The 22,965-nt window shown below is 72.4% G+C and carries 23 protein-coding genes, 1 tRNA gene and 1 riboswitch; of the genes, 15 read left to right on the top strand and 9 right to left on the bottom strand.

All coding sequences use genetic code 11. The features are described 5' to 3' along the window. The first annotated feature begins 35 nt into the window (after positions 1-35). A complete protein-coding gene (locus tag ACFUJY_RS16160; protein WP_383299293.1) occupies positions 36-428 on the top strand; it encodes a hypothetical protein in 393 nt (130 codons plus the stop codon). A 52-nt stretch (positions 429-480) separates the two neighbouring features. Here the strand turns inward: ACFUJY_RS16160 and ACFUJY_RS16155 are convergent, their stop codons facing one another. Then, the gene (locus ACFUJY_RS16155; protein ID WP_383299290.1) at positions 481-2,073 is read right to left on the bottom strand and encodes a carboxylesterase/lipase family protein; all 1,593 of its coding nucleotides are present in this window, start codon (positions 2,071-2,073) and stop codon (positions 481-483) included. A 156-nt stretch (positions 2,074-2,229) separates the two neighbouring features. Between ACFUJY_RS16155 and ACFUJY_RS16150 the strand changes: the two genes are divergently transcribed. Together ACFUJY_RS16150 and rdgB are read left to right on the top strand one after the other, a co-directional pair. Then, positions 2,230-2,796, top strand: coding sequence for a TetR/AcrR family transcriptional regulator (locus tag ACFUJY_RS16150; protein ID WP_383299287.1), 567 nt, complete (start codon positions 2,230-2,232; stop codon positions 2,794-2,796). A gap of 25 nt (positions 2,797-2,821) precedes the next feature. Next, on the top strand, positions 2,822-3,424 hold the full coding sequence (rdgB, locus tag ACFUJY_RS16145; RefSeq protein ID WP_383299284.1) for an RdgB/HAM1 family non-canonical purine NTP pyrophosphatase: 603 nt from the start codon (positions 2,822-2,824) through the stop codon (positions 3,422-3,424). Positions 3,425-3,485: 61 nt separating this feature from the next. Here the strand turns inward: rdgB and ACFUJY_RS16140 are convergent. The 3 genes from ACFUJY_RS16140 to bcp all read right to left on the bottom strand — a co-directional run bounded on the left by ACFUJY_RS16140 (position 3,486) and on the right by bcp (position 5,799). Continuing rightward, positions 3,486-3,569, bottom strand: a tRNA-Leu gene (locus ACFUJY_RS16140). Between the two features lie 93 nt (positions 3,570-3,662). Further along, entirely contained in the window at positions 3,663-5,159 is a 1,497-nt protein-coding gene (gene proP, locus ACFUJY_RS16135; RefSeq protein WP_383299282.1) for a glycine betaine/L-proline transporter ProP, read from the bottom strand. A 172-nt stretch (positions 5,160-5,331) separates the two neighbouring features. Next, positions 5,332-5,799, bottom strand: a complete 468-nt coding sequence (gene bcp, locus ACFUJY_RS16130; protein WP_383299279.1) for a thioredoxin-dependent thiol peroxidase — start codon at positions 5,797-5,799, stop codon at positions 5,332-5,334. A 127-nt stretch (positions 5,800-5,926) separates the two neighbouring features. Here bcp and ACFUJY_RS16125 point away from each other — a divergent pair, with 127 nt between their 5' ends. The 3 genes from ACFUJY_RS16125 to ACFUJY_RS16115 all read left to right on the top strand — a co-directional run bounded on the left by ACFUJY_RS16125 (position 5,927) and on the right by ACFUJY_RS16115 (position 7,109). Beyond that, positions 5,927-6,247 (top strand): DUF3618 domain-containing protein, encoded by a 321-nt coding sequence (locus tag ACFUJY_RS16125; protein WP_383299276.1) that lies wholly within the window; start codon positions 5,927-5,929, stop codon positions 6,245-6,247. A gap of 43 nt (positions 6,248-6,290) precedes the next feature. Then, positions 6,291-6,629 (top strand): co-chaperone GroES, encoded by a 339-nt coding sequence (locus tag ACFUJY_RS16120; protein ID WP_164399948.1) that lies wholly within the window; start codon positions 6,291-6,293, stop codon positions 6,627-6,629. A gap of 55 nt (positions 6,630-6,684) precedes the next feature. Beyond that, a riboswitch (guanidine-III (ykkC-III) riboswitch) is annotated at positions 6,685-6,749 on the top strand. 39 nt (positions 6,750-6,788) lie between these two features. Further along, positions 6,789-7,109, top strand: coding sequence for a multidrug efflux SMR transporter (locus ACFUJY_RS16115; protein WP_018105629.1), 321 nt, complete (start codon positions 6,789-6,791; stop codon positions 7,107-7,109). A gap of 19 nt (positions 7,110-7,128) precedes the next feature. Here ACFUJY_RS16115 and ACFUJY_RS16110 read toward each other — a convergent pair whose 3' ends face one another. Further along, entirely contained in the window at positions 7,129-9,525 is a 2,397-nt protein-coding gene (locus ACFUJY_RS16110; RefSeq protein ID WP_383299272.1) for a transglycosylase domain-containing protein, read from the bottom strand. Between the two features lie 172 nt (positions 9,526-9,697). On the opposite strand from ACFUJY_RS16110, the gene ACFUJY_RS16105 reads away from it, so the two are divergent. From ACFUJY_RS16105 to ACFUJY_RS16090, 4 genes are read left to right on the top strand one after another with little or no spacing between them, the layout of a single operon-like run. Beyond that, positions 9,698-10,498, top strand: coding sequence for an ABC transporter permease (locus ACFUJY_RS16105; protein ID WP_383299269.1), 801 nt, complete (start codon positions 9,698-9,700; stop codon positions 10,496-10,498). Next, positions 10,491-11,363, top strand: a complete 873-nt coding sequence (locus tag ACFUJY_RS16100; protein ID WP_383299267.1) for an ABC transporter permease — start codon at positions 10,491-10,493, stop codon at positions 11,361-11,363. Before ACFUJY_RS16105 ends, ACFUJY_RS16100 begins: the two co-directional genes overlap by 8 nt. 20 nt (positions 11,364-11,383) lie before the next feature. Next, entirely contained in the window at positions 11,384-12,424 is a 1,041-nt protein-coding gene (locus ACFUJY_RS16095) for an ATP-binding cassette domain-containing protein (RefSeq protein ID WP_383299265.1), read from the top strand. A 31-nt stretch (positions 12,425-12,455) separates the two neighbouring features. Next, the gene (locus ACFUJY_RS16090) at positions 12,456-13,115 is read left to right on the top strand and encodes a DUF1707 domain-containing protein (RefSeq protein WP_383299429.1); all 660 of its coding nucleotides are present in this window, start codon (positions 12,456-12,458) and stop codon (positions 13,113-13,115) included. A gap of 12 nt (positions 13,116-13,127) precedes the next feature. On the opposite strand, the gene ACFUJY_RS16085 is transcribed toward ACFUJY_RS16090, so the two are convergent. Continuing rightward, positions 13,128-14,378 (bottom strand): SGNH/GDSL hydrolase family protein, encoded by a 1,251-nt coding sequence (locus tag ACFUJY_RS16085; protein ID WP_383299262.1) that lies wholly within the window; start codon positions 14,376-14,378, stop codon positions 13,128-13,130. A 113-nt stretch (positions 14,379-14,491) separates the two neighbouring features. Between ACFUJY_RS16085 and ACFUJY_RS16080 the strand changes: the two genes are divergently transcribed. Further along, positions 14,492-15,889 (top strand): DUF445 domain-containing protein, encoded by a 1,398-nt coding sequence (locus tag ACFUJY_RS16080; RefSeq protein WP_383299259.1) that lies wholly within the window; start codon positions 14,492-14,494, stop codon positions 15,887-15,889. A gap of 36 nt (positions 15,890-15,925) precedes the next feature. On the opposite strand, the gene ACFUJY_RS16075 is transcribed toward ACFUJY_RS16080, so the two are convergent. After that, positions 15,926-16,258: a hypothetical protein gene (locus tag ACFUJY_RS16075; RefSeq protein WP_143616173.1), complete on the bottom strand. Its 333-nt coding sequence runs from the start codon at positions 16,256-16,258 to the stop codon at positions 15,926-15,928. A gap of 175 nt (positions 16,259-16,433) precedes the next feature. Between ACFUJY_RS16075 and ACFUJY_RS16070 the strand changes: the two genes are divergently transcribed. Both ACFUJY_RS16070 and ACFUJY_RS16065 read left to right on the top strand, forming a co-directional pair. Next, entirely contained in the window at positions 16,434-17,945 is a 1,512-nt protein-coding gene (locus ACFUJY_RS16070; RefSeq protein ID WP_383299255.1) for an MFS transporter, read from the top strand. Continuing rightward, positions 17,942-18,523 carry a TetR family transcriptional regulator gene (locus ACFUJY_RS16065; RefSeq protein ID WP_383299253.1) on the top strand — a complete coding sequence of 194 codons (582 nt, stop codon included), beginning with the start codon at positions 17,942-17,944 and terminating at the stop codon, positions 18,521-18,523. Before ACFUJY_RS16070 ends, ACFUJY_RS16065 begins: the two co-directional genes overlap by 4 nt. Positions 18,524-18,611: 88 nt before the next feature. On the opposite strand, the gene ACFUJY_RS16060 is transcribed toward ACFUJY_RS16065, so the two are convergent. Together ACFUJY_RS16060 and ACFUJY_RS16055 are read right to left on the bottom strand one after the other, a co-directional pair. Then, positions 18,612-20,510 (bottom strand): protein kinase, encoded by a 1,899-nt coding sequence (locus tag ACFUJY_RS16060; RefSeq protein WP_383299250.1) that lies wholly within the window; start codon positions 20,508-20,510, stop codon positions 18,612-18,614. Between the two features lie 89 nt (positions 20,511-20,599). Further along, complete coding sequence (locus tag ACFUJY_RS16055; protein ID WP_383299247.1) at positions 20,600-21,535, bottom strand: oxidoreductase; 936 nt, start codon at positions 21,533-21,535, stop codon at positions 20,600-20,602. A gap of 52 nt (positions 21,536-21,587) precedes the next feature. Between ACFUJY_RS16055 and ACFUJY_RS16050 the strand changes: the two genes are divergently transcribed. Beyond that, positions 21,588-22,217 (top strand): TetR family transcriptional regulator, encoded by a 630-nt coding sequence (locus ACFUJY_RS16050; RefSeq protein WP_383299426.1) that lies wholly within the window; start codon positions 21,588-21,590, stop codon positions 22,215-22,217. Positions 22,218-22,325: 108 nt separating this feature from the next. Further along, positions 22,326-22,928, top strand: coding sequence for a dihydrofolate reductase family protein (locus ACFUJY_RS16045; RefSeq protein ID WP_383299244.1), 603 nt, complete (start codon positions 22,326-22,328; stop codon positions 22,926-22,928). The last annotated feature ends 37 nt before the right edge of the window (positions 22,929-22,965 follow it).

Here is a 22,965-nt window from a genome sequence, read left to right as displayed (position 1 = left end):
GTCCGCGTATCCGCATCCCGGGGAGGGACCACACCATGGCCACGCGCCACCGGCTCCACCGCACCGCACTGGCCGTCACCGCCGTACTGATCACCGCCACCGCGGCGGCGGGCTGCGGCGCCCTCGACAAGACGCTCGACTGCGTCCGCACCGCCGACGCCATCGCCACCAGCGTCGACAACCTCAGCCAGGCCGTGTCCAACGCCTCCAGCGACCCCACCCAGGCATCCGAGGCCCTGGACCAGATCCAGGAGGAGCTGGGCAACCTCGGCGACACGACGGACGACGCCGACCTCTCCAAGGCCGTGGACGACCTCCGCTCCGGCGTCACCAACGTCCGCGACGCCATCGACAAGGGCGACGCCACCCCGGACATCAGCCCGGTCACCGACGCCGCGGCCGAGATCGGCAAGGTCTGCACCCCGTGACGCGCCGGTGTCCCCGGCGGCGCGCAGACCGCCGGGGACACCCGGACCCGGCTCAGGACGAGGCGAGCCCCTTCCAGAACGCGTAGTGGTGGTCCGCCGCGAAGTCCGTCCGGCCGACGTTCCCGGACGCGAGGCGCTGCACGTACGCGTCACCGTTCGAGAACCGCTGCCACGACGGCAGCCCCGGACCGTTCATCCGGCCGGTGCTCGCGAACCGGCTCCAGTAGCCGACCACCGTGTCCGACAACTCCGCCTGCGCCGCGTCCAACGGCTCGAAAAGCTCGTTCTCGAACAGGTAGGCCAGATCCGTCATGTGACCCGTGCCCAGGGAGAAGCTCGCCGGACGCGGCACGTTCCGGAAATACGGCGCCGACGCCTCGGCGAACTCGTACGCGTACACCGAGGTGTGCCGCGCCAGCGCCCGCTGGGTGTCCAGCGCCGCCATCGACCAGTCCGCATCCGTCAGCACCGCCGACAGCGCCGCCGCCGGAGCCTCGTACCGCTCCACCGGATACTCGGCCAGCACCGCCGGAGCGTCCGCACCGAACCGGTCCGCCACCTTCTCCGCGTACCCCTCGGCGGTCAGCGGCTTCCCCGTCATGAGCTCGTCCAGACCGGCCAGGCCGCTCATCTCGTCGTGCGTCGAACCGTGCAGCACCGGCACCCGCGCGAACCGCCCCGCCGCGATCGCCCGCGCCGGCGCCTCCGGCACCACTTCACCGTCCACCACCGGCCGGAACCCGTCGTGACCAGACACCGAGGCGGCGACCAGGTCGGCCGTCGACAGGGCCCGCAGACGCGAGTCGACGTCCTTCGCCTCCGCGCCGCCGCCCAGGGCCGCCGCGACGACCGCCTCGCCCTGCTCCTCCGCCTCGGCCCTGGTGAACGAACCGTCCGGCCCGACACACCCCGCGCTCTGCAGGATCGCCTTGTGGAACAGCCCCCGCGCCCCCGGTGACACCATCTGGGCACACACGCTGTAGCCCCCGCCCGACTGGCCCATGAGCGTCACATTCTCCGGATCGCCGCCGAAGGCGCCCGCGTTGCGCGCCACCCACCGCAGCGCCGCCTGCTGGTCCAGCAGCCCCAGATTCGCCGGAGCGCGCAGACCGGGCGCCGACAGGAACCCGAACGCCCCCAGCCGGTAATTGACCGTCACCACCACCGCGCCCTGCCGCGCCGCCGCCAGCTTCGCCGCGCCGTAGCTCGCCCCGTCCCCGTAGGCGAAGCTCCCGCCGTGAATCCACACGATCACCGGCCGGGGCCGAGCCGACCGGACGGCCGGCGTCGTGACATTCAGATACAGGCAGTCCTCACCGCCCCCGCCGGCGATCGAGATGGGCTGATCCGCCGGCTGCGCGCACGCGCTCCCCGGGGTCCGGGCATCCAGCGTGCCCGACCACGGCCGGACCGGCCGCGGCTTCTTCCACCGGCGCTCACCGGTCGGCGGAGCCGCGTACGGAATGCCCTGGAACGTACGCACCGCACCGGCGACCGCTCCCCGCACGGGGCCTTCGGCGGTCACCACCCGGGTCGGAAGCGGACGCTCCGCGGCGTCGGCGGCCGGCGCCAGGACCGTGGTGGTGAGTGCCGCGCCGACGACGGCTGCGGCCAGGGCGGTGACACGGGACTTCAGGGGACTCATGCGGACTCCAGAGCTCGACGTGGTCTTCGGTGCGCCAACGGGACCAACGTAGCGGCCAGTTGGGCAATCGTGCAAGACGCTTGTTTAAGGCGAACGCGCAAAACCTTTGCGTCAGGCGCTCGTCTCACTCCCTCGGGCGGCCCTAGGATGCGGCGCATGGGTATGGGAAACCGGGAGAAGCTGCTGGAAGCGGCCAGGAAGTGCCTCTTCGAGAAGGGGTACGACCGCACCACGGTCCGCGACCTCGCCTCGGCGGCGGGCGTCAGCATGGCGGCCATCGGCTACCACTTCGGCTCCAAGGAGGCCCTGCTCAACCAGGCGCTCTTCGAGGCGCTCGACTCGGGCGGGCAGGCGTTCGGACCGGCCGAGCGGGACGGCGATGTCCAGGCCCTCTGGAGCCGCCTCATCGAGGCGTTCTCGGCCAACAAGACCTTCTGGCTGGCCAATCTGGAGACGATCCTGCGCGCCCAGCGCGACCCGGAGCTCCGCGAGCAGGTCGCCTCAGGGCTGCGTCACGGGCGCAGCGGCATGGCGCACGAGGTCACCGGGACGCCCGAGGACGAACTCTCCGAGGAGACCGTGCGCACCCTCGGCTCCGTACAGCTCGCCCTGGTCGGCGGGCTGATGATGCAGCACATCACCGACCCGGAGTCGGCCCCCACCGCCGACGAGGTGCTGGCCGGCATCCGCGCCCTGGCCGCCCGCCTGCCCGACGAGGCGTGAGCCCGGGTCCGGCGATACTGGTCGCATGACCCGCCTCATCCTCGCCACCCGCAACGCCGGGAAGATCACCGAACTCCACGCGATCCTCGCCGACGCCGGCCTCACGCACGAGCTCGTCGGCGCCGACGCGTATCCGGAGGTCCCCGACGTCAAGGAGACCGGCGTCACCTTCGCCGAGAACGCCCTGCTCAAGGCCCACGCCCTCGCCCAGGCCACGGGCCACCCCGCGATCGCCGACGACTCCGGCCTCTGCGTGGACGTCCTCGGCGGCGCCCCCGGCATCTTCTCGGCCCGCTGGTCCGGCACCCACGGCGACGACCGCGCCAACCTGGACCTGCTCCTCGCCCAGCTCGGTGACATCTCCGACCCCCATCGCGGGGCCCACTTCGCCTGCGCCGCCGCGCTCGCCCTCCCGGACGGCACGGAACGCGTGGTCGAGGGCCGCCTCACCGGCACCCTCCGCCACGCCCCCGCCGGAGTCCACGGCTTCGGCTACGACCCGATCCTCCAGCCGGACGGCGAGACCCGCACGTGTGCGGAACTGACCCCGGCGGAGAAGAACGCGATCAGCCACCGGGGGAAGGCGTTCCGGGCGCTGGTGCCGGTGGTGCGGGAGCTGGTGGGGTGACACCCCTCGTGAACGCAGCAGGCCCGACTCGCCGCTGAGCGAGTCGGGCCTGCTGAGGGGGTACGCGAGGAGGGACTCGAACCCTCACGCCGCTAGGGCACTGGTACCTAAAACCAGCCTGTCTAACCAATTCCAGCACTCGCGCCTCCCCGGCAGTCTACAAGGGGACGCACCGTCGGCTCGGAGGTTTACGGCGTGCTCGTCTCTTTGGGGCCGCGGTTGCGACCGGGCGGAGGGGTCAGAACTTCGGGTCCGGGGTCTGGGCCGCGACCAGTTCCGCGGCCTCCTCGCTCGTCTCCACCGACGGCGGGGAACCGTCCAGCGGCTTGTTCGCGGTCTCCTTCATGCAGGCCACCGCGATCACACCCACCAGGGCCGCCGCCATCGAGTAGTACGCCGGCATCAGGTTGGTGCCGGAGACGCTGATCAGGGCCGTGATCACCAGCGGGGTCGTACCGCCGAAGATCGACGCCGAGAGGTTGTAGCCCACCGACAGCGAGCCGTAGCGGACGTTCGTGGGGAACAGGGCCGGGAGCGCCGCCGACATCGTGCCGAGCATGCAGACCAGGGAGAGGCCCAGCATCAGCATGCCGATGATGATGGCGGGGATGCTGCCCTGGCGGATGAGGAGGAAGGCGGGGAGCGAGAAGATCAGGAAGCCGAGCATGCCGGTCATCAGGAGCGGTTTGCGGCCGAAGCGGTCGGAGAGCTTGCCGACCTGGCTGATGATCAGCATCAGGAACACCATCACGCCGAGCAGGATCAGCAGGCCGTGCGTCTCGCTGTAGCCGAGTTCGTCGGAGAGGTACGTCGGCATGTACGACAGCAGCATGTAGTCGGTGATGTTGTACGCGCCGACCAGGCAGATGCAGAGGATCAGCGTCGGCCAGTAGTCGCGGAAGATCTTCGCGAGGTCCCCCTTCGCCGTCGTCTCCACGTGGTCCGCCGCCTCCGTGGCGTGCGCCGTGCCGCCCTCCAGCTTCTGGAAGGCCGGTGTCTCGTCCAGGCGCAGTCGCAGGTAGAGGCCGACGAGGCCGAGCGGACCGGCGACGAGGAACGGGACGCGCCAGCCCCAGGTCTCCATCTGGGCGTCGTCGAGGAGCGCGTACAGCAGCGTCACCAGCCCGGCGGCGCCCACGTAGCCGGCCAGCGTGCCGAACTCCAGGAAGCTGCCGAAGAAGCCGCGCCGCTTGTCGGGGGCGTACTCCGCGATGAAGGTCGAGGCGCCGCCGTACTCACCGCCCGTCGAGAAGCCCTGGAGCATGCGGAAGAAGATCAGCAGGACGGCCGCCCAGACGCCGATCGTGGCGTGGGAGGGGATCAGGCCGATCGCGAAGGTGCCCGTCGCCATCAGGATCATGGTGAGCGCCAGGACCTTCTTGCGGCCGATCTTGTCGCCCATCGGCCCGAAGAACATGCCGCCCAGGGGGCGTACGAGGAAGGCGACCGCGAAGGTGGCGAAGGAGGACAGGAGCTGGGTGGTGTCGTTCCCGGACGGGAAGAACACGTGGCCCAGGGTGGCGGCAAGGTAGGAGTAGATGCCGAAGTCGAACCACTCCATGGCGTTGCCGAGGGAGGCCGCCTTGACCGCGCGCTTGACCGCCTGGTCGTCCGTGACCGTGATGTCGGTGCGCCGGAGCTTGGGGTTCTGGCGCTTCCGGATGGCACGGAACAGCGCGGGGTGGCGTTTGACCGCTTCCGGGTCGGCCACCTGGTGGGGGTCGGAGGCCGCCATGGCCGGTTCCTTTCCTCGGCAACTGTTACAGGAAAGGCTTCTGCGCGGACATGGCGGCCGCAAACCGGTTCATCGAAGGAATGGGATGTCCATCACATGATTTCGGCCATTCAGCCCAGTGAATGGCCCGTTTCGGTCCGTTCCGTGCGGCTCGTGGACACCCCGCCGTGCCTCAGATCTTGAGGTCCTTGATGATCTTGGCGACATGGCCGGTGGCCTTGACGTTGTAGAAGGCGTGGGCGACCTTGCCCTCCTCGTCCACCACGACGGTGGACCGGATGACGCCCGTCACCGTTTTGCCGTAGAGCTTCTTCTCCCCGTACGCGCCGTACGCCTCAAGGGTCTCCTTGTCCGGATCGCCCACCAGTGTGACCTTGAGGTTCTCCTTCTCGCGGAACTTCGCGAGCTTCTCCGGCTTGTCCGGGGAGACCCCGATGACGTCGTAGCCGGCCCCGGCGAGCAGATCGAGGTTGTCCGTGAAGTCGCACGCCTGCTTGGTGCAGCCGGGGGTAAGCGCTGCGGGGTAGAAGTAGACGATGACCTTGCGGCCCTTGTGGTCCGCGAGCGAGACGTCGTTGCCGTCGGCGTCGGGGAGGGTGAAGGCGGGGGCGGTGTCGCCGGGCGTGAGGCGCTCGCTCATGGTTCTCCTCGTTGGTACGTGGGGTCTACGGGACCGAGCGTAATGGGGGTGCCGCCGGGTGCGGATGCGGCGGAACTGACAGACTGTCGATGAAGGTTTACCGGACGAGGACCACGGAGGCGGCGCGGTGTCGGATGCCAGGACCCCTGCGCAGATCGAGGCGGACATCATCAGCAGGCGCGAGCGGCTTGCGGTGGTACTCGATGAGATCGGGGTGCGGGTGCACCCGAAGACGATCATCGGTGACGCGAAGGCGAAGGTCGCCGGGACCGTGGACCGGACGGCCGGACGGGCGTACGTGGCGGTGAACCGGGCGGTGTCGGACGTGCGGGCCCAGTTCGTGTCCGAGACGGGCGGCCCCCGGCTGGAGCGTGTGATTCCGGCGGCGCTGCTCGCGGTGGGCGTGGTCGGCCTGGTGGTGGTGTCCTCGCGGCGCGGCAAGCGCTGACCCCTCGCGCGTGCGCGGCCCGGCGCCCGGTAGGTTGCGGGGCGTGAGCGAGAACAGCGACGACAAGCTGCCCATCCGGATGCTGCACGACCGAGTGCTGGTCCGGTCCGAGTCGCCCGAGGGCGAGCGGCGTTCCGGCGGCGGCATTCTGATTCCCGCGACGGCCGCGGTCGGCCGTCGGCTGGCGTGGGCCGTGGTGGTGGCGGTGGGGCAGAACGTGCGGACGGTGGAGCCGGGCGACCGGGTGCTGTTCGACCCGGAGGACCGGGCGGAGGTCGAGGTGCGGGGTGTGGCGTACGTGCTGATGCGCGAGCGCGACCTGCACGCGGTGGCCGCGGACCGGTTCGAGGGCTCGGAGGATTCGACCGGGCTGTATCTGTAGCTCCGTGGCGTGGGCGAGGGGCCTGGTGACAGCTGTCACCAGGCCCTTCGCCTGTTTTTTGCTACGGTGGTGGGACCCCGACGAGACGCGCCGTACCGGGTTCCGCAAAGACGACGCACCCGTGTGGTTGGCGTGTTCTGTCTCGTCGGAGGTGCTGTCGTGGCGTGGGTTCTGCTGGTCGTCGCCGGTCTGCTGGAAGTGGCCTGGTCGATCGGGATGAAGTACACGGAGGGGTTCACCCGGCTGTGGCCGAGCGTGTTCACGGGTCTGGGGATCGTGGCGAGCATGATGCTGCTGTCGCACGCGGCCCGGACGCTGCCGATCGGTACGGCGTACGGGGTGTGGGTCGGGATCGGCGCGGCGGGTGCCGCGGTCCTGGGCATGGTGGTGCTGCACGAGCCGGTGACGGCGGCCCGGATCTTCTTCGTGTGCCTGCTGCTGGTGGCCGTGGTCGGGCTGAAGGCCACCTCGGGGCACTGAGGCCCGCGCCGCGCCCGGTTCAGGGGCGGGTGCTGGGGGCCCGGGTGCCCTGGGGCCCGTCGAGGAAGCCGCCGATGTCGCCGCCCCCGTCCCCGCCGTCGCCCCCGGTGCTCCCGCCGCCGTCCCCGCCGCCCGTGTCCGCCCCGCCGCCCGTCGTGCCGCCGTCGCCGGTGCCTCCGGCCGGGTTGTCCGTGGTGCCGGGGGTGGTGCGCGGGGCGGAGGGGGTCTGGGACGGGGTGGTGCGCGGGGTGCGCCGGGGGGTGGCGGAGGGGGTGCGGCGGCCGGTGTCGCCGGGGGCGGTGGACTCGGCGGTGGGCAGCGCGGTGTCGCCGGTGCCCTCCTCCACGTCGAGGTCGAAGTCCTGGGCGGGGGTGCCCTTCAGGGCGGCCCCGGTGTACTGGGCCCAGGTCTCGGCGGGGGCGCCGCCGCCGTTGATGCGGGGGAGTCCCAGTGCGCCGTAGAGGGACTTCTGGGCGCCGGTGTCGGGGTCCTGGCCCATGACCGCGATGACGGTCGCGAGGCCGGGGGTGTAGCCGGCGAACCAGGCGGCGCGGTCCTCCTCGGCGGTCCCGGTCTTTCCGGCGGCCGGGCGGCCCGCGCCCTGGGCCGCGGTGCCGGTGCCGCCCTCGACGACGCTCTGGAGGATCGAGGTGGTGGTGTCGGCGGCCTCGCGGCTGACGGCCTGCTTCACCGTACGGCCGGGCAGGGCGACGTTCTCGCCGTCCTTGGTGACCTTGCTGACCAGGACGTGGGCGCCGTGCTTGCCGTGGGCGGCGAGGGTGGCGTACGCCTCGGTCATGTCGAGGACGCTGGCGGTGGCGACGCCGAGGGCAATGGACGGGGTGGGGGTGAGGTCGGAGGTGTCCTCGGGGATGCCGAGGCCGACGGCGGTGCGCCGGACCTTCTCGGGGCCGACGTCCTCGGCCATCTGGGCGTAGACGGCGTTGACGGACTTGTCGGTGGCGGTGGACACGGTGATGGGGCCGTAGCTGCGGTCGTCCTCGTTGGCGGGGTCGTAGCCGGTGGGTCCGTCGGGGCCTTCGACCATGCGCTTGTTGGTGCCGTCGTAGATGGTGCTGGGGGTGATGCGGCGGCCGTCCTGGGTGGTGGAGTCGTTGGCGACGGCGGAGGTGAAGACGAACGGTTTGAAGGTGGAGCCGACCTGGTAGTCGCGGCGGGTCGCGTTGTTGACGTACTGGCGGGTGTAGTCGATGCCGCCGTACATGGCGACGACGTGGCCGTTGGCGGGGTCGATGGAGGCGCCGCCGACGCGGACGTTGCGGTCGGGTGCGCGGTCGTCGTCGGTCTTGGACATGACCTTGTCCTCGACGGCTTCGACGAGGGCGGCCTGCTTCTCGCGCTGGAGCGTGGTGGTGATGCGGTAGCCGCGGGTGGCGAGGGTCTTCTCGTCCAGGATGTCGTTGCCGACGAGGTAGTCCTCGACGGCCTTGACGATGTAGCCGCGCTGGCCGGAGAGGCTGTTGGCGGGCTTGACGGGGCCGGGGACGGGGAAGGTCATCGCGGCGCGCTCGGCGGGGTCGAGCCACTTCTCCTTGACCATGCCGTCCAGCACGTAGTTCCAGCGGGCGACGGCGGCGGCCTTGTTCTCGGGGTGGGCGACGACGTCGTAGGCGCTGGGGGCGTTGAGGAGGGAGGCGAGGTACGCGCCCTGGGCGGTGGTGACGTCGCCGACGTCCTTGCCGTAGTACGCCTGGGCGGCGGCCTGGATGCCGTAGGCGTTGCGGCCGAAGTAGCTGGTGTTGAGGTAGCCCTCCAGGATCTGGTCCTTGGACTGCTCGCGGTTGAGCTTGATCGAGATGAAGAATTCCTTGACCTTGCGGACGACGGTCTGTTCCTGGCCCAGGTAGTAGTTCTTGACGTACTGCTGGGTGATGGTCGAACCGCCCTGTTTTCCCTTGCCGGTGAGGGTGTTCCAGCCGGCCCGGAACATCGCCTTGACGTCGACGGCGCGTTCGGAGTAGAAGTCGCGGTCCTCGGCGGCCAGGACCGCGTGCCGGACGGTGCGCGGGACCTGGGCGAGCTTGATGTTCTCGCGGTTGACGTCGCCGTCGCGGGCGATGACGGTGCCGTCGGCGTAGAGGTAGACGTTGGACTGGGCGGTGGCTTTGGCGTTGGCGGCGGGGATGTCGACCAGCTGGTAGCCGGCGAGGAACCCGCCGATCAGGATCAGGGCGATGAGGAGTACGCCGCCGAGGACCATGCGCCAGGTGGGGACGAGCCGCCGCCAGCCGGTGCGCTTGGGGCGCTCGGCCTTGCCGGGCTTCTTCGCGCCGGTGTCCTCGCCTGCCGGGGGGCCTTCACCGGCGGCGGGGGCGGCGGCGTCGGCAGGCAGGTCCCTGGGGGCCCAGCCCGGGGGGTCGGTGTCTCCGTTCTGCTGCTGTGGCTCGTCGCTCATGTCGGTGCAGACTCCTCGGCCGCGGTCAGTTCCCCCATAGTGCCCTTTTCTGGCGCATATCCCTCGGATCGACGGCCGAAAAGCGCTCGCGGCGGCCGGTCCGGCTGGATTAGGGTTCTGCGCTTTGGTGTCCACGCACGGTGCGGCACCCGTTGTCGGGGAGGCGGTTGCTGTGCGGGTCTACGCGGTGGTGGCGGCGGGCGGTTTCCGCCGTTACGCCACCTATCGGATCGAGACGGCGGCGGGGGTGTTCACCAACACCGTCTTCGGCTTCATCCTCGCCTACACGTACATGGCGTTGTGGGACGAGCGGCCCCGGCTCGGCGGCTACGACATGCCCCAGGCGCTCACGTTCGTCTGGCTGGGCCAGGCGCTGCTGATGACCTGCGTGATGATGGGCGGCGGCTTCGAGGACGAGCTGATCGAGCGCATCCGCACCGGCGACATCGCGGTGGACCTGTACCGCCCGGTCGACCTCCAGCTGTGGTGGCTGGCGCAGGACTTGGGGCGGGCGGCCTTCCACCTGCTGGGGCGCGGCATCGTGCCGATGGCCCTCGGCGGCCTCGCGTTCGACCTGGCGCTGCCGGGGTCGCCGGGGCCGTGGCTGGCGTTCCTGGTCGCGGTGGCGCTGGGTGTGGTGGTGAGCTTCGCGATCCGCTATCTGGTGGCGCTGTCCGCCTTCTGGCTGATGGACGGGGCGGGCGCGGCGCAGATCGCCTTCCTGGCGGGGCTGTTCTTCTCGGGGATGCTGCTGCCGCTGAGCCTGTTCCCCGGGCTGCTGGGCGAGGTGGCGCGGCTGCTGCCGTGGTCGGCGCTGCTCCAGGTGCCGGCGGATGTGTTCCTGGGCAAGCACACGGGCTGGGGTCTGGTGCGGGTGTACGTGTTCCAGGCGTCCTGGGCCGTGGTGTTGCTGCTGGTGGGGCGGATGGTGCAGTCGGTGGCGACGCGGAGGGTGGTGGTCCAGGGTGGCTGAGGTGGCGGAGGCGGCCGTGCCGGAGGTGGCGGCGGAGGCGGTGTTCGCCCCGCGCCCGCGGCTGGTCGAGGGGGTGCGGGCGTACGGGCTGATCGTGTCGATGTGGCTGCGTTCCACGATGGCGTACCGGGCGTCGTTCCTGATGACGGCGGTCGGCAACTTCACGGCGACGGCGTTCGACTTCGTGACGATCATGCTGATGTTCGCGCACGTCGACGCGCTGGGCGGCTACACGCTCCCGGAGATCGCACTGCTGTACGGGGCTTCGGGGACGGCCTTCGGCCTGGCGGACCTGCTGATGGGGTCGATGGACCGGCTGGGCCGCCGGGTGCGCGACGGCACGCTGGACACGTTGCTGGTGCGGCCCGTCCCGGTCCTCGCGCAGGTGGCGGCCGACCGTTTCGCGCTGCGCAGGCTGGGGCGGATCACCCAGGGGCTGCTGGTGCTGGGGTACGGGCTGGTGGCGGCGGACATCGACTGGACCCCGGCGAGGGCGGTCGTGCTGCCGCTGATGCTGCTGAGCGGGTCGGTGATCTTCGGGGCGGTGTTCGTGGCCGGCGGGGCCTTCCAGTTCATCGCGCAGGACGCCTCGCAGGTGCAGAACTCGTTCACGTACGGGGGCAACACGCTGCTCCAGTACCCGCCGACGATCTTCGCGAAGGACCTGGTGCGCGGGGTGACGTTCGTGGTGCCGCTGGCCTTCGTGAACTGGTTGCCGGTGCTGTACGTGCTCGGCCGGGAGCTGCCGTTGGGGCTGCCGTCCTGGGTGGCGTTCCTGCCGCCGGTGGTGGCCACCGTCTGCGCGGCCGGGGCGGGCGTGGCGTGGCGGACGGGGCTGCGGGCGTACCGGAGTACGGGAAGTTGAAGGACGGGAGAGGGAGCGGCATGGGTACGGACACGAGTACGGCCGGGCGTACGGGCGCCGGGTCGGCCTTCATCGAGCTGGACCGCCTGGAGAAGGTCTTCGACGTCCGCCGCCGGACGGGCTTCCTGCGCGGGGAGCGGCGCCAGGTGCGGGCGGTCGACGGGATCAGCTTCCGGGTGGAGCGCGGCGAGATGGTCGGCTACATCGGGCCGAACGGGGCCGGCAAGTCGACCACGATCAAGATGCTGACGGGCATCCTCACACCGAGCGGCGGCTCCCTGCGCGTCGCGGGCATCGATCCTTCGCGGGAGCGTACGCGGCTGGCGCACCGGATCGGTGTGGTCTTCGGGCAGCGCACGACGCTGTGGTGGGACCTGCCGCTGCGCGACTCGTACCGGCTGATGCACCGCATGTACCGGGTGCCGGACGCGCGCTTCCGGGCCAACCTGGACCGGTGCGTCGAACTCCTCGACCTGGGCGAGCTGCTGGACGTGCCGGTGCGTCAGCTGTCGCTGGGGCAGCGGATGCGCGGCGACATCGCGGCGGCGCTGCTGCACGATCCCGAGGTGCTGTACCTGGACGAGCCGACGATCGGCCTCGACGTGGTGTCCAAGGCCAAGGTGCGGCAGTTCCTGCGGGACCTGAACGCGGAGCGCGGGACGACGGTGCTGCTGACGACCCATGACCTCACGGACATCGAGCAGCTGTGCAGCCGGGTGATGGTGATCGACCACGGCCGGCTGATGTACGACGGGGCGTTGGCCGGGCTGCACGAGGTGGGGGAGAGCGAGCGGACGCTCGTGGTCGACCTGGAGCGCGAACTCCCGCCGATCCGGCTGGAGTCGGAGCCCTCGGTGCGGACGGTGAAGGTGGAGGGGCCGCGCCAGTGGCTGGCCTTCCCGGCGTCCGCGTCGGCGGCTCCGCTGGTGGCGCGGATCGCCGCGGAGTACCCGTTGGCGGACCTTTCGGTACGGGAGCCGGACATCGAGGCGGTGATCGCGAAGATGTACGCGTCCGAGACGGCCGGGGGAGCCGGTGACGTGAGCGCGGCCGTTCAATAGGCTGCGTTCCATGACGAGCGAACTCCCCGATATGCGCGCCTCCGACGCCGAACGTGAACGTGTTGCCGAGATCCTGCGTGAGGCGGTCGCCGAAGGGCGTCTGGAGATGGAGGAGTTCGAGCAGCGCCTCGACACCGCTTACAAGGCGCGGACGCACGGCGACCTGGAACCGCTCGTCCGCGATCTGCCGGCCGTCGGCTCCGCCTCGTCGGCGCCCGCCGCCGTGCGGCCCCGGTCGGGCTCGGCGGCCCGCTGGTCGGAGCGGATCGGCCGGCCCGCGACGTCCACCGGCGGTTTCGCCTTCTGGGGCGGTTTCCGCCGCCGGGGCAACTGGACGGTCGGCCGGGTGTTCACCGCGTTCTCGATGTGGGGCGGCGGCGACATCGACCTGCGCGAGGCGAACTTCGAGTCCCGCGAGACCGTGATCCGCTGCTTCACGATCATGGGCGGGCTCCATGTGACGGTCCCGCCGGACCTCAATGTGGAGGTCCGGGGCATCGGCATCATGGGCGGCTTCGGGGAGCACGCCAAGGACGAGTCGGCCCCCGCGCCCGACGCTCCCCGGGTCCGGATCACCGGCTTCGCGCTCATGGGCGGCGTCGGGGTGGAGCACAAGCGCGCCAAGGCGGAGAAGCAGCGGCTGCGGGAGGCCGAGCGCGAGCGCGGGCGCCTGGAGAAAGGCGACCGCTAGGGCCTGTCCGGCTCAGAGCGCGTCGACCGTCGCCTTCTGCCCGGTCAGGGCGTCCACGTCGAGCAGCCCCGCCAGACGGGCGTACCCGGCGTCGTTGAGGTGCAGGTGGTCGCCGGAGTCGTACGCGGCGAGCAGCTGCCGGGGGTGGGCCGGGTCGCGCAGGGACAGGTCGAAGTCGACCACCTTGTCGAAGACCCCGCCCGCCCGGATCTCCGCGTTGACGTGCTGCCGCACCTGCTCCCCGCCGGCCGTCCAGACCGCCGAGCCCCGGTAGGGCATGAGGGTCGCGCCGATGACCTTCAGCCCGCGCGCGTGGGCCCGCCGGGTGAGGTCGCGCAGGGCGTCGGTGATCCGCTCGGGGTCGGTCTCCCTCGGGAGCGCCTGGATGTCGTTGATGCCGAGCGCGATGACGACGGTCTTCGCGCCGGAGACGCCGAGGACGTCGCGGTCGAAGCGGTCGAGGGCGCGCGGGCCGATGCCGTCGCGCAGGAGGCGGTTGCCGCCGATGCCCTGGTTGGCCACCGCGTACCGGCCCTGCAGCCGGTCGGCGAGCACGTCGGGCCAGCGGGTGTTGGCGTCGGTGGTGGAGCCGGAACCGGCGGTGAGCGAGTCGCCGAACGCGACGAGCGTCCCGGTCGCCTTGGTGTCGCCGCCCCGCACGTCGACGGCGGTGAGGTAGCGCCACTGCGTGGTGGCCCAGGTGCCCCGGTCGTCCTCGGTGTACGAGGTCTGGTGGCTGTTGGGGTGCGCGGTGACCGGCCCGTCGGCGGTGGGGGTGCGCAGGGTGACCACGAGGTCGGCGTCGGCGGCGACCGGGACGGCCACGGCGTCGCTGACGGTCTGCCCGCCGGCGGCGACCGTGACGGCGGAGGCCCCCCGGAACGTCACGGGGCGGGTGTTGACGGTGACGCGGTCGATGAGGAGGGGCTGCGTACCGAACAGGTTGGACAGCGTGAGCCGGGCCTCGGTGCCGCCGGTGCTGGTGTGCACCACGTTGCGGATGACGCGCCGGCTCTGGTCCTCCGCCTGCGCCGGGTCGGCCACGCCCATCACGGGAGCCGCCGCCCAGGTGGCGAGCCAGTGCCCGGAGGAGTGCGCCGGGGCGGCCGGGCTGTGCGCCACGCCCTGGGGAGCCGTGGCGGCGGCGGCCGTCGCCCTGTCCCCGTTGAACAGCAGGGAACCGGCGAACGCCACGGCTGCGGCGAGCGCGGCGGTACCCGCCACGAGGGCTATGAGCAGGGCGTACCCCTGGCGCCTGGGCATGGGCGGTGTGTCTCCTTGCGGAAAAGAGGAAGAGCGGGAGTGGACCCGTTCCCATGATGCGGCAGGGCGCGGGGAACTCGACGTGCGGTCCGGGAGTAGGTCAGGTAGGCACAATGCGTAGCGGACGCCTGGGGCTGTGCGTACGCGGACGGGTGGAGCGGATGGAACGGATCGACGGAACCGGCCGGACCGAGCGGGGAGAGCTGCCCCCGGGGCCCGGTGGGAGGGCGAGGCCCGGCGGGCTCGCCTCGTTCGCGTACACCGCGGCGGACGAGGAGAAGCGTCGTGGCGTACGCCGTATGAAGACCACGGCCACCGGCCTCCTTCTGCTGGTCGCGCTGGTGTACGTCCTCGCCACCTGGGCGAAGAACGAGGGGGTGAGCGGCTGGCCGGGCTTCGTCGCGGCGGCCGCCGAGGCGGGCATGGTGGGTGCGCTGGCGGACTGGTTCGCCGTCACGGCCCTCTTCAAGCGTCCGCTCGGTCTGCCGATTCCGCACACCGCCATCATTCCCACCAAGAAGGACCAGCTCGGGGCCTCCCTCGGTTCCTTCGTCGGCGAGAACTTTCTCTCCGGGGACGTCGTACGTGACCGGATTCACTCGCTGGGCATCGGCAGCCGGGTCGGGGCGTGGCTCGCGGAGCCGGCCCACGCGGACCGGGTCACGGCCGAGCTGGCGACCGCGCTGCGCGGGGCGCTCACCGTCCTGCGGGACGCGGACGTCCAGGCCGTCGTCGGCGAGGCGATCACCCGGCGGGCGAACGCGGCGGAGGTCGGCCCCGGCCTCGGCCGGATGCTGGAGAAGATCGTCGCGGACGGCGGCCACCGCAAGCTGGTGGACCTGGTCTGCGCCCGCGCGCACGACTGGCTCGTGCTGCACGGCGACTCGGTGATGGACGCGGTGCAGGGCGGGGCGCCGGGCTGGACGCCGCGGTTCGTCGACAAGCGGGTCGGGGAGCGGGTCTACAAGGAGCTGCTGCGCTTCGTCACGGAGATGCGGGACATGCCGGGGCACCCGGCGCGCGGGGCCATCGACACGTTCCTCGCTGACTTCGCGACCGACCTCCGGACGGACTCGGAGACCCGGGACCGGGTGGAGCGCCTGAAGTCGGAGATCCTGGGGCGCGGCGAGGTCCAGGACGTCATCGCCTCGGCCTGGGCGTCGGTGCGGGCGATGGTGATCGCGGCGGCGGAGGACGAGCAGAGCGAGCTGCGGCTGCGCGCCCGGGCCTCGCTGATGTCGCTGGGCGCCCGGCTGGCCACGGACGAACGGCTCCAGGGGAAGCTGGAGGGGTGGCTGGAGGACGCGGCGGCGTACGTCGTGACGACGTACCGGACGGAGATCACGTCGCTGATCAGTGACACGGTGGCCGGCTGGGACGCGGACCAGACGTCCCGCAAGATCGAGGCCCACATCGGGCGTGACCTGCAGTTCATCCGCATCAACGGCACGGTGGTGGGGGCGTTGGCGGGGCTGGCGATCTACACGGTGTCGTGGGCGCTGTGGGGCTGAGGGGGCCCCGGGGCGGGGGCCCCGGGACCGCTTCGGTCAGGACGCCCGGCGGGTGACCGCCCAGGACGCGGCGGCCACCGTGCCCGCCACGGTGAAGACGGCGGGCCAGGCGCCGACCTTCTTGGCCAGCGGGTGGGAGCCCGCGAACGCCGCCACGTAGGCGGTGGTCAGCGCGACGGCCGCGCGCGGGCCCGCCTGCCGGTTCCACTCGTACGCGGCGACGCCGCCCGCCGCGGCGAGCGCGACCCCGCCGAGCGGGCGCTTGCGGGTCCACCGCGCGACGGCGTAACCGCCGACCAGTCCGCCCGCCGCCACCGCCGCTGCCGGCACCTTCGCCATCGCGGTCACCTCCGCCTTCGTCCATGTCATCGGTGTGCGCCCGGGGCGCTCGTACGCGCCCCGCGCCCGGCGCCGCACCGGCGCCCGGACCGAGGCTAACGCGCGCTTCCGCCCTCCCGTCGCGGAGGGGGTGCACAGGCGTTTACCCTGGGGGTGAACATCCGTGCACCCCCTTCATCCGCCACCGAGTCGGCAACGGAGAGCCATGCCTGCGGACATACCCGCCCCCGCCGCCCCGACGGCCCCCGCGGCCCAGGCCCCGCACCCTCGCTTCGCGGTGGGCGTGCTGGCCTTCTGCGGGGTCGTCGTCGCGGTGATGCAGACGATCGTCGTCCCCCTGCTCCCGCACATCCCCGAACTGACCGGCGCCACCCCGGCCGCCGCGAGCTGGCTGGTCACCGTCACGCTGCTGACGGGCGCGGTGTTCACGCCCGTGCTCGGCCGGGTCGGCGACATGTACGGCAAGCGGCGGGTGCTCGTCGCCTCGCTCGCGGTGCTCGTGGTGGGCTCGGTGCTCTGCGGGATCAGCTCCCACATCGGCGTGCTGATCGCCGGGCGGGCGCTCCAGGGCGCCGCGATCGCCGTCGTACCGCTGGGCATCAGCATCCTGCGCGACGAACTGCCGCCCGAGCGCGTGCTGTCCGCCGTCGCGCTGATGAGCTCCACCCTCGGCATCGGCGCCGCGGTGGGCCTGCCGATCGCCGCGCTCGTGGTGGAGAACTTCGACTGGCACACGATGTTCTGGGTCTCCGGCGTCATCGGCCTCGTCGACATCGTGCTCGTCCTCGCCTTCGTACCGGAGTCCCCGCTCCGCAGCCGCGGCCGCTTCGACGCGCTCGGCGCCCTCGGCCTGTCCGGCGCGCTGGTCTGCCTGCTGCTCGCGGTGACGCAGGGCGGCGACTGGGGCTGGACCTCCGGCCGCACGGTCGGCCTGCTCGTGGCGGCCGTCGTGGTGGCGCTGGTCTGGGGGGCGTACGAGCTCCGCGTCGCGACGCCCATGGTCGACCTGCGGATCTCCGCCCGCCCGGCCGTCCTGCTCACCAACGTCGCGGCCCTGCTCATCGGCTTCGCCTTCTACGCGAACTCCCTGGTCACCGCCCAGATGGTGCAGGAGCCGAAGGCGACCGGATACGGGCTCGGCGCCTCGCTCGTCGTCAGCGGTCTGTGCCTGCTGCCGGGCGGGGTCGCGATGGTGGCGCTCTCGCCGGTGTCCGCCCGGATCTCCGCCAAGCACGGCCCCAAGGTGAGCCTGGCCCTGGCGGCGGGCATCATCGCGGCCGGTTACGGGGTGCGGTACTTCACCAGCCACAGCCTGTGGCTGATCGTCGCGGGCGCCACGGTCGTCGCCTCCGGCACGGCCATCGCGTACTCGGCGCTGCCGGCCCTCGTCATGCGCGGGGTCCCGGTCGGCGAGACCGGCGCGGCGAACGGCCTGAACACCCTGATGCGCTCGATCGGCCAGGCGTTCTGTAGCGCCACGGTGGCGGCCGTCCTGGCCAACCTCACCTTCCGGGCGGGCGGCCGGACCGCGCCGACCCTGCACGCGTACCAGCTGGTCTTCGTCATCGCGGCGGGCGCGGCGCTGCTGGCCCTGCTGGTCACGCTCATGCTGCCGGGCCGCGAGCCCGCCGGGGCGGGTACGGTCGAGGAGAGCCGCACGGCGCCGGTCACCCCGACGGGGGGTGGGCGGCCGGCGGGAATCCAGGAGGGCGCATGACCGGCGGCCAGGCCATCGCCGCGACCCCGGCCACGGACACCGGCACGGGCCGGGACGCCATCCTGCGTGCGGCCCGGCGGGCGTTCACGCAGCGCCCGTACGCGGAGGTGACGATCCGGGGGATCGCGGCGGACGCCGGGGTGAGCCCGTCCCTGGTGGTCAAGCACTTCGGCCGCAAGGAGGAGCTGTTCAACACGGTGGCCGACTTCGGGCCGGCCGCCGCGGAACTCTTCGACGCCCCGCTCGACGTGCTGGGCCGCCACCTGGTGGTCACCCTGGTCACCCGCCGCCGGGCCCTCCAGTCGGACCCGCTGCTGCGCGTCGTCTTCTCCCTGGGCAACCAGGACGAACGCTCCCTGCTCCGCGACCGCTTCCAGGAACAGGTCACGGACGCGCTCACGGCCCGCCTCCCCGGCGAGGACCGCGCCCTGCGCGCGGAACTCCTGGCCGGCCACCTGCTGGGCCTGGGCGCGACGCTGAGCCTGCACCGGGAGGGCGCGGGGGCGTCCGCGACGCCGGAACGCATCGCGGACCTGTACGCGCCGGCCCTTCAGCGGCTGATCACGGGCAACACCTAGCCCCGCCGGCGTTTGAGGCGCGGGGTCCGGGGCAGAGCCCCGGTTTCGGGAGGGGGCGGGGTGGAGAACAGCCCCACCCCGGGCGCCCCTAGCGCGCCGCGTTCCGCCAGACCGTCACGTCAAGCGTGATGTAGTCACTCGGGGAGTCCTCCGGCGAGTGCCCCTGATAGGTCACCAGCGCCATGTGCCCCGTGCCCGTGGTGACGCACACCTGCCGCCCCTTCGACAGCTGCTCCAGGGGGATGGTGTCGGCGAACCGGGTCTCCGAACGGCAGACGTCCAACGAGCCCTCCTGCCCCGGGTCGAGCAGGGTGAGGCGACCGCCCTCGCTCTCCGCGTCAAGGTATCCGGATTCGTACGTCAGGTCGTACCCGCCATCCGTGCCGTCCTGCGGCCGGACATCCGAGTCCCCGAACGTCAGGTGATACCCCCGCGTGAGGTTGATCCCGTTGAAGTCCTCGGGCGTCGGACTCGACGTGGCCGTGGGCATCGGGTTGGTCTCGTCCGACGCGCCGTCGTCCCCCGACTCCGTCGGCTCCGCACTCGGCTCCGAACTGGCCTTCGGCGCGGACGAGTTCTTGTCCTGGGCGGTGGTGTCGCTCTGCGAACCCTTGTCGTCGTCCTTCTGCGACAGGAAGTACGCGGTCCCCCCGCCCGCCACACCGACCAGCAGCGCGGCCACGACCGCGATCGCGGCCACCCGCCCCCGCCGCTTCCTGGGCGCGGGCGGCTGCGGCGCCGGCTGCGTGACGTGCGACTGCGGCGGCACGCCCCCGCCGGGGTACGCGGGCCCCGGCCCCGGATACCCGTACGAAGGCTGCTGGGCGGCCGGATACCCGTACGCCGGGGTCTGCGCGGAGGGGGCCGAGGGCGCACCGTACGCCCCCTGCCCCACCGGCGCGGGCCCCTGCCCCGGCGCGGGCGTGACCGGCGGCCCGTACCCGGGGGGCGGGGTGCTCGGGGCCGGCGTCGTGGGCGAGTAGGCGGCCGGAGCCGCGGGCGCGGCGGCCACCGGCGGCGCGGCCGGGGCGGTCGACGGCGGCGGCGGCGTCTGCACGGGCGCCGGCGCGGCGGCCCGTACGGTGATGTCGGCGGCGACCGGCTGCGGCAGCCAGTCCTCGGGCCGCCGCAGCACCGTCTCCGCGTTCGCGGTCTGGCAGAGCCGGATCACCTCGGCCACCGACGGACGGTCCTGCGGGTCCTTCGCCAGGCAGCGCCCCACGAGCTCCGTCAGCCGCTCGGGCACGCCCGTGAGGTCCGGCTCCTCGTGCACGATCCGATAGAGCACCCCGTGCGAGGTCCCCTCGCCGAACGCGGGCGTCCCGGTCGACGCGAACACCGCGACCTGGCCGAGCGCGAAGATGTCCGTCGCGGCGGTCACCTTGCGCCCGGCGGCCTGCTCGGGCGCCATGAACGACGGGGTGCCGATCGTGACCCCGCTGCCCGTGAGCGACGTCGCGTCGGCCGCGTACGCGATGCCGAAGTCGATGACGCGCGGCCCGTCCGCCGCGAGCAGCACGTTGGACGGCTTGAGGTCGCGGTGGACGATCCCCGCCCCGTGGATGACGTGCAGCGCCTCGGCCATGCCCGCGATCAGCAGCAGCACCGCCTCGACGGGCAGCGCGCCGTGCTCCACGACCGCGTCGGCGAGCGAGGGGCCCGGCACGTAGGCGGTGGCGAGCCACGGCTGGGCGCCCTTGGTGTCGGCGTCGATCACGGGCGCGGTGAACAGCCCCTGCACGCGCTGCGCGGACTGCACCTCCTGCGCGAACCGCCGCCGGAACTCCGCGTCCTCGCCGAACTCCGGCCGGATCACCTTGATCGCGACGGGCCGCCCGCCGGGCGTGTACGACAGGTACACCTTGCCCATGCCGCCCGCGCCGAGCTTGGCGGCCAGCCGGTATCCGGCGATGGTGGTGGGGTCGTCAGCCGCGAGGGGCTGGAAGACCTGCGAGGCGCCGCCTCTGCGTGGCTGCTGACCGCTCATGTACTCGTAACTCCCCCGGAGAGCGCTGCTGTAGACACGGCACCTTATCCAAATCCCGGGGCCCTGCGGAGCGGTGGGAGCGCGGAGGTTCAGCCGGACGGGGGGAACGCGAACCGCACGCCCGTGGCCTCCTCCGACACCTCCCACAGCCGCCGCCCCGTCGCCGCGTCGGCCGCCCCGGCGGACAGCCGCACCCGGGTGGGCGCGCCGCGCAGTTCGCCCCTTCCGTTCGGACCGATGAACTCGCCTCCCGCCACGGCCGGTTCGGCCGCCGCGTACAGCTGCGGCAGCGCTCCTCGGCCGGGGGTCTGGGCGAGGGGCTTGAGCACGCGGCCGAACAGCAGGGAGACCAGGGCGACGGGTCCGCCGGTCTGGAGGTTGGTGGCGGTGTAGCCGGGGTGGGCGAGCAGGCTGCGGACCGGGCTGCCGGCCTCGGTGAGACGGCGGTGCAGCTCGTGGCCGAAGACGGCGTTGGCCAGCTTGGACTGGTTGTAGTAACCCATCGGCGAGTACCGCCGTTCGCCCGTGAGGTCGTCGAAGTACAGGTGGGCCTTGCGGTGGTTGGGCGAGCTGACGGTGACGACGCGTGGGTCGGTGCCCGCCGCCAGCAGGTCGAGCAGCCGCCCGGTGAGCGCGAAGTGGCCGAGGTGGTTCGCCGCGAACTGCACCTCGTGGCCCTGCGGGGACAGCGTCCGGGGCGGCGCCATGACCCCGGCGTTGTTCACGAGCACGTCGAGGTGCGCGTGGTCCGCGCGCAGCTTCTCCGCGAACGCGCGCACGGAATCGAGGTCGGCCAGGTCGAGCCGGCGCACCTCCAGCCGGGCACCGGGCTGCTCGGCGGTCAGCTCCGCCGCGGCGCGGCGCCCCTTCGCCTCGTCGCGTACGGCGAGGACCACGTGCGCGCCCCGGCGGGCGAGGGCCCGGGTCGTGGCCAGGCCCAGCCCGCTGTTGGCCCCGGTGACGACGAAGACGCGCCCGGTCTGGTCCGGGATGTGCTCGGCGGTCCAGCGTTCCTGCTGTGTCATACGGCATAGACTGCCTCGCATGGCACCAAGTGTCAACGTGGCATGTGGTGTCATGCAAGGCGTGGAGTACCGTGAAGGGGTGAGCACTCCCCGGACCACCCTGGCCGAACGCAAGCGGCGCCTGGTCTCCGACGAACTGACCGAGTCCGCCCTGCAGTTGCTGGCCCTGAAGGGCTTCGACGCGGTCACCGTGGACGAGATCGCGGCGGCGGCGGGCGTCTCCAAGCGGACGTTCTTCCGCTACTTCGCCTCCAAGGAGGACGTGGTCGTCCAGTTCCTCGCGGACATGGGCACCGGCATCCGCGCCGAGCTGGCCGCCCGCCCCGCCGCCGAACCGCCGTCCGTCGCCCTGCGCCACGCGGTCTGGGTGCCGCTCGGCGCGTGCGCGGACCACGGGGACCGGGCGCTGCGCGTCGTACGGCTGATCCTGCGCACGCCCGCGCTGCTGGCCCGCTTCCTGGAACGCCAGGCGCGGTGGCGCGACGACCTCGCCCAGGAGCTGGCCGAGCGGCTGGGGCGGGACGCCGAGGCGGACCTCTACCCGAGGCTGGCGGCGGGCATGGCGCTGAACGCCTTCGACGCCGTGCTGCACCGCTGGAGCGCCGACGGCTCCACGGAGACCCCGGCGGACCTCACGGACCGGGCGTTCGCGGTCATCGCCCCGGCGCTGGACAGCCCTTAGCCATGCCCGGAAGCCGTCATTCCCGTTGCCTGCCACGGGCACCCGTTCGATCATGAACGGCCGACGGCCTCCGCGTACCGGTGGCCGCCCCCGGACGAAAGGCTCCCCGTGCGCAAGCTGGTGTACTTCATCGCCGCCACCCTCGACGGCTTCATCGCCGCCCCGGACGGCTCCGACCCCACCGGCCCCGGCGGCTTCTGGCCCATCCCGGAGGACTACCTCAAGCACCTGATCGCCGAGTATCCGGAGACCCTGCCCGGCCCGGCGCGCGCCGCGCTCGGGGTGACGGCGGAGGGCACGCACTTCGACACGGTGGTGGAGGGCAGGCGCTCGTACGGGATCGGCCTCGACGCCGGGCTCACGGACGCCTACCCGCATCTGCGGCACCTGGTGTTCTCCCGCACCCTGGGCGAGAGCCCCGACCCGGCCGTGGAGCTCGTCGCGGGCGATCCGGTCGCGCGCATACGGGAGCTGAAGCAGGAGGACGGCAAGGACATCTGGCTCGTCGGCGGCGGCGAGCTGGCCGCCTCGCTCTACGCGGAGATCGACACGCTGATCCTGAAGCTCAGCCCGACGACGATCGGCGCCGGCATCCCGCTGTTCGGCAGGGGAGCGGCGTTCGAACCGGCCGCCTGGACGCTCACGGACCACACGGTCCTGGGGAGCGGAGCGGCGTATCTGACGTACCGGCGTGCCGGGGCCGCCGGCTGAGTCGCCGAGACCGGCCGGCCGGGGCCGCGAGCCCCCG

Origin of the sequence: Streptomyces sp. NPDC057249 (assembly GCF_042669245.1) — a bacterium.
Taxonomy (GTDB): domain Bacteria; phylum Actinomycetota; class Actinomycetes; order Streptomycetales; family Streptomycetaceae; genus Streptomyces.
Note: the sequence above shows the minus strand (reverse complement) of the source record. Positions and strands in the feature narration are given on the sequence as shown.